Origin of the sequence: Streptomyces boncukensis (assembly GCF_011045075.1) — a bacterium.
GTDB classification, from domain to species: domain Bacteria; phylum Actinomycetota; class Actinomycetes; order Streptomycetales; family Streptomycetaceae; genus Streptomyces; species Streptomyces boncukensis.
Genome location: NZ_JAAKZZ010000529.1, coordinates 1 through 4,808, shown reverse-complemented (window position 1 = coordinate 4,808; position 4,808 = coordinate 1). Strand labels below are relative to the sequence as shown.

The following is a 4,808-nucleotide window of genomic DNA, read 5'->3' as shown; positions in this document are numbered from 1 at the left end:
GGTCGCTGGGGCTGGTGGGCCCGGCGCTCGTCCTCGCCTGGTGGTGGTCCGGCCTCTCGCCGGCCGGGCTGGTCTCGGCCCGCACCCGGGAGCGCACCGGCCGGCTGCTGTCCGACCTGTGGCCTCCCGCGCTGCCCGACGGCGGCCTGCGGGAGCTGGCCTCGGCGGCTGCCGACACGGTGGCCATGGCCGTCCTCGCCATGGCGCTGGCCGTCCTGGTCACCCTGGTGGCGGGCCCGTGGGCGGCACGCCCGCGCGCCGACCGCCGCGGCGGCCCGGCCTCCCCCGGCCGCCGGGCCCTGTGGCGTACGGCCCGGCTGCTGCTGCTCGTCCTCAGGTCGGTCCCGCCGACCGTGTGGGCCGTCGTCGCGCTCCTGGCGCTCTTCCCCGGCATCCTGCCGGGGGCCCTGGCGCTGGGGCTCTACACCGGCGGCATCCTCGGCCGGCTGGTCGCCGAGGCGTGGGAGACGATGGACCTCGGGCCGCGGGACGCGCTGCGCAACGCCGGGGTGCCGCGGGCCGCCGCCGCGGCGGTGTCCCTGGGCCCTCCGTCGGCGAGCCATCTGCTGACCTACACGCTCTACCGGTTCGAGATCTGCGTACGCGACACCGCCGTCGTCGGCGTCGTCGGCGCTGCGGGCCTGGGGCGGCTGCTCAACGAGCGCCTCGCGGCGTTCGACTTTCCCGTGGTGACCAGTGTGCTGCTGGCGTCCCTGGCGGTGAGCCTGGCCGTCGAGCTCACCGGGCGCCGCGTGCGGCGCCTGTTGCGGGATTAGGCGTGTCCGGCGGATCGTGCGCCCACAGATCCACCGGACACGCGGTGCCGGCCTCAGCCGGCGAGGCCGGCGACCATGCCGGGCTCGTACGTCCCGCCCGCCGCATGCGTGATCACGCCGAACCGGTTGGCGGCGTTGACCAGGCCGACCAGCGTGACCAGCGCGGCGGTCTGGTCCTCGTCGTAGTGCTCGCGCACCTGGGCCCAGGTCGCGTCGGACACGCCGCTGTGCGCGTCCGCGAGCCGGGTGCCCTCCTCGGCGAGCGCCAGCGCCGCCCGCTCGGCGTCGGTGAACACCGCGGACTCCCGCCACGCGGCGACCAGGTTGATCCGCTGCGCGGTCTCCCCCGCGGCCGCGGCCTCCTTGGTGTGCACGTCGACGCACCAGCCGCAGCCGTTGATCTGGCTGACGCGCAGCGACACCAGCTCCTGGACGGTCCGGGACAGCGCCGACTGCTGGACCGCCAGGCTGACGTTGTAGAACCGCTTGCTGATCCGGGCGCCGGTCTCGTTGGCCATCAGGTCGATACGGGGTTCCATCGCTTCGTGCTCCTCTGTGCGGTTGGTGCCGCGCGAACGCGCCGCGCGGCGGCCTGACGACCATGGGACGCCGACCGGCGGCCCGCTGTGACGGCGCGGCGCTGTGACGTACCCCACCGGCCGGGGATGTCACATCGCGGGCCCCGGCCGGCGTCCCGTGCGTGAGGCACGGTCGAGAACACACGCACAGGAGCCCCCCATGAGTCAGCCCGCACCGAGCATGGACGCCGCCACCGAGGTGTTCGTCGCCCACCGCAACCTGCTGTTCACCGTCGCCTACGAGATGCTCGGCTCGGCCGCCGACGCGGAGGACGTCCTGCAGGAGACCTGGCTGCGGTGGGTGGGCGTCGCGCCCGGCAGCGTGCGGGACCAGCGCGCGTACCTGGTCAGGATCGCCACCCGGCAGGCGCTGACCCGGCTGCGTACGCTCCGGCGGCGCAGGGAGTCCTATGTCGGCCCCTGGCTTCCCGAGCCGCTGCTGACCGCGTCCGACGTGGCCGAGGACGTCGAGCTGGCCGACAGCGTCTCGATGGCGATGCTGCTGGTGCTGGAGACGCTCACGCCGACCGAGCGCGCGGTGTTCGTGCTGCGCGAGGTGTTCGACATGCCGTACGGCGAGATCGCGGAAGCCGTCGAGAAGAGCCCGGCCGCGGTCCGCCAGATCGCCCACCGCGCCCGAGCGCACGTGGCGGAGCGCCGGCCGCGCGGCACGGTGTCCCCGACCGAGGCCCGGGGGGTGCTCGACGCCTTCCGGCAGGCGGTCGAAACGGGCGACCTGCAGCGGCTGTTCGACCTCCTCGCGCCGGGTGTGGTCCTGCTGGGCGACGGCGGCGGAGTCGTACCGGCCGTGCTGTCGCCCGTCGTGGGCGCGCAGCGAGTGGCCCCGCTGCTGGCGGGCGGGCCGCTGGCGCGGGCCACCGCCGCAGAGCCGCTGCGGCCGGCCCAGGTCAACGGGCACCCGGCGCTGACCCTGCGGCTCGGCGGGAAGCTGGACACCGTACTGGCGGTGCGTATCGACGACGGGCGCATCAGCGGGCTCTACGCCGTGCGCAACCCCGAGAAGCTGTCGCGCATGGAGCGGGAGACGGTGCTGCACCGCTGAAGTCGGCGTGCGCGCCGGTCTCCCCGGCTCGAAGAGCGCGGGGAACAGCGTCGGCAAACGCAGCCCCGATGCCGGGCACCTGGTGGATCGTGCCGGGTCCGGGCTGCCCCTGCCCGCGCCCTGCGGACTGCGGCTGTCGCCGTGGTTGGTCGCGCAGTTCCCCGCGCCCCTTCGGGGCGCATCCGTGCGCCCCGTCAGGGGCGCGGGGAACTGCGCGACCGGCCACGGCGCCAGCCGCAGTCCGCAAGGCGCGGGCAGGGGCAGCCCGGGCCCGGCACGATCCGCCGGGCCCTCCGATCAGCTGTCGGCGACCGGGGTGCCGAAGTCGGGGGTGCCGTCGGGGTTCCAGCGCAGGCGCTGGACGCGGGTGTGCCGGTTGGGGTCGTCCAGCGGGTCGCCGTCGATCTCCCGGTACTGGCGGGCGTGGTAGACGAGCAGGTCGGTGGTGCCGTCCTCGGCGACGGTGAAGGAGTTGTGCCCCGGACCGTACTGGCCCGTGCCCTCGTTGCTGGTGAAGACGGGCTCGGGGCTCTTGGCCCAGGACGCCGGGTCCAGCAGGTCGGCGTCGTCCGGCGCCGTGAGCAGGCCCATGCAGTAGTTGGCGTCGGTGGCGCTGGCGGAGTACGTCATGAAGACCCGCCCGTTGCGCTGGAGGACGGCGGGTCCCTCGTTGACGGAGAAGCCGGCCGTCTCCCAGTCGAACTCCGGCCGGGACAGCCGCACCTGCGGCCCGGTGAGGGTGGTGGGCCCCGACATGGCGGAGAGGTAGAGGTCGGTGTTGTTGTTCTGCGAGGGGTCGTGCTGGGCCCAGGCGAGATAGCGGGTGCCGCGGTGTGTGAAGGTCGTGGCGTCGAGGGAGAAGCTCTGCCACCGGGTGGCGATCTGCCCGCGCTCGGTCCAGGTGCCCTGGAAGGGGTCGGCGGAGGTGTTCTCCAGGACGTACGGGCGGATCGCCCACACGTCGTCCGAGCGGCCGGCGGCGAAGTGGATGTACCAGGCGCCGTCGACGCGGTGCAGCTCCGGCGCCCAGATGTGCGCGGCCATCTCGCCGCTCTCGTGCCGGGTCCAGACGACCGCCTCGGGGGCCCGCGCGAGGCCGCCCACGGTGCGGGCGCGGCGCAGGACGAGGCGGTCGTACTCGGGGACGGTGGCGGTGAAGTAGTAGAAGCCGTCCGTGTGGCGGGTGATGTGCGGGTCGGCACGCTGCCGGATGAGGGGGTTGGTGTAGGCGGGGTCGTCGGTACGGGCGTGGGCGGGGCCGGTGCCGAGGGCGCCCAGTCCGGCACCGGCGGCCACTCCGGCCGCCCCCTTCAGTACGGTTCTGCGCTCCATGGGGTTCCTCTCTCGTCAGACATCGGGTCGCGTCGGGGCGCCGCCGGGCAGCAGCCGGACGTCTCCCTCCGGGAAGCGCGGATACACCGGCTCGACCGCGTCCACAGCCCCGCCCGGCACGGGCACCACGCACTCGCGCGGCGCCCCCTCCCGGCGCCAGACCGCGAGCAGCGTCGTTCCCGGGGCCTGCAGGGCCAGCGCCAGCCATCCGTCCCGCCACCCGGGCAGTCCGAGCGGCCACCGCGGCACGGCCCGCGCCAGCAGCGGCCGGTACGGCCGGTAGGCGTCGACCGCCTCGGCGACCAGCGCCCGCTGCCCCGCGTCCAGCAGGTCGGCGCGGCCGCTCAGATGGATCCGCCCGAGCATGGCGGTCACCATGCAGAACGCCACCTCCTCCGGGCCGTGCTCGGCCCGCGGATACGCCCACATCGCGCCCTGCTCCGGCGGCACGGCGGCGGGCGCCGCGACGGCGAAGGGCGGCAGCAGCCGCTCGCCCTGCTGGTCGGTGAGGGACTGCAGGGGCGACATGGGCGAGCGTCGCGGCGTCCGTGCGCATCCCGCCCGACGCGCACGCCTCGACCGTCAGGGCGGGGTGCCGCTCCAGTACGCCGTCCAGCCAGGCCAGGTACGCGCGGTTGTGCCCGAGCAGCCCGTGTCCGGGGCCGTGCGGCGCCGCGTCTGTACCGGCCCCGATATCCACGTTGCAGTCCAGCTTGAGGTAGCCCAGCCCGAACTCCCCGACCAGCCGGTCCACCACCGCGTCGTGGTGCGCCAGGGCCGCCGGGTGCCGCAGGTCGAGCTGGTGGCGTCCCCACTCCACGGCCCGCGTCCCGCCCCGCCGGAAGAACGCCGCGTCCGGCAGCCGCGCCGCGACGGGGCTGGGTACGCCGACGACCTCCGGCTCCAGCCACAGGCCCGGCAGCATCCCGGCGGCCCGGACCGCGTCGGTCACCTCCGCCGGCCCGCCCGGAAAGCGGGACGCGGCGGGCAGCCACTCCCCCACGCTGTCCCACCACCCCGGCACCCCGCCGGGTCCGGGGTGGTGGGACAGCGTGGGGG

5 protein-coding genes and 1 pseudogene are annotated in these 4,808 nt (G+C 75.3%); 2 read left to right on the top strand and 4 right to left on the bottom strand.

Features of this window, described 5'->3' with window-relative positions:
* A partial coding sequence (locus tag G5C65_RS31300) for a PhnE/PtxC family ABC transporter permease (RefSeq protein WP_165302420.1) occupies window positions 1–776 on the top strand: 776 nt, incomplete at its 5' end.
* Window positions 777–829: 53 nt separating this feature from the next.
* On the opposite strand, the gene G5C65_RS31295 is transcribed toward G5C65_RS31300, so the two are convergent.
* On the bottom strand, window positions 830–1,315 hold the full coding sequence (locus G5C65_RS31295; protein WP_165302419.1) for a carboxymuconolactone decarboxylase family protein: 486 nt from the start codon (window positions 1,313–1,315) through the stop codon (window positions 830–832).
* A gap of 199 nt (window positions 1,316–1,514) precedes the next feature.
* On the opposite strand from G5C65_RS31295, the gene G5C65_RS31290 reads away from it, so the two are divergent.
* The gene (locus G5C65_RS31290; RefSeq protein ID WP_165302418.1) at window positions 1,515–2,417 is read left to right on the top strand and encodes an RNA polymerase sigma-70 factor; all 903 of its coding nucleotides are present in this window, start codon (window positions 1,515–1,517) and stop codon (window positions 2,415–2,417) included.
* A 297-nt stretch (window positions 2,418–2,714) separates the two neighbouring features.
* On the opposite strand, the gene G5C65_RS31285 is transcribed toward G5C65_RS31290, so the two are convergent.
* From G5C65_RS31285 to G5C65_RS40545, 3 genes and pseudogenes are all read right to left on the bottom strand, one after another.
* Window positions 2,715–3,749 carry a glycoside hydrolase family 43 protein gene (locus tag G5C65_RS31285; protein ID WP_165302417.1) on the bottom strand — a complete coding sequence of 345 codons (1,035 nt, stop codon included), beginning with the start codon at window positions 3,747–3,749 and terminating at the stop codon, window positions 2,715–2,717.
* Between the two features lie 15 nt (window positions 3,750–3,764).
* Window positions 3,765–4,277, bottom strand: a complete 513-nt coding sequence (locus G5C65_RS40550) for a hypothetical protein (protein ID WP_338146753.1) — start codon at window positions 4,275–4,277, stop codon at window positions 3,765–3,767.
* Between the two features lie 55 nt (window positions 4,278–4,332).
* Window positions 4,333–4,701: pseudogene (locus tag G5C65_RS40545) on the bottom strand (alpha-galactosidase); the annotation flags it as partial.
* Between the last annotated feature and the right edge of the window lie 107 nt (window positions 4,702–4,808).

Excerpts from the sequence above, each read along its gene's own strand:
- G5C65_RS31295 (WP_165302419.1), bottom strand. The coding sequence starts at position 1,315 with ATGGAACCCCGTATCGACCTGATGGCCAACGAGACCGGCGCCCGGATC.
- G5C65_RS31290 (WP_165302418.1), top strand. The coding sequence starts at position 1,515 with ATGAGTCAGCCCGCACCGAGCATGGACGCCGCCACCGAGGTGTTCGTC.
- G5C65_RS31285 (WP_165302417.1), bottom strand. The coding sequence starts at position 3,749 with ATGGAGCGCAGAACCGTACTGAAGGGGGCGGCCGGAGTGGCCGCCGGT.
- G5C65_RS40550 (WP_338146753.1), bottom strand. The coding sequence starts at position 4,277 with ATGTCGCCCCTGCAGTCCCTCACCGACCAGCAGGGCGAGCGGCTGCTG.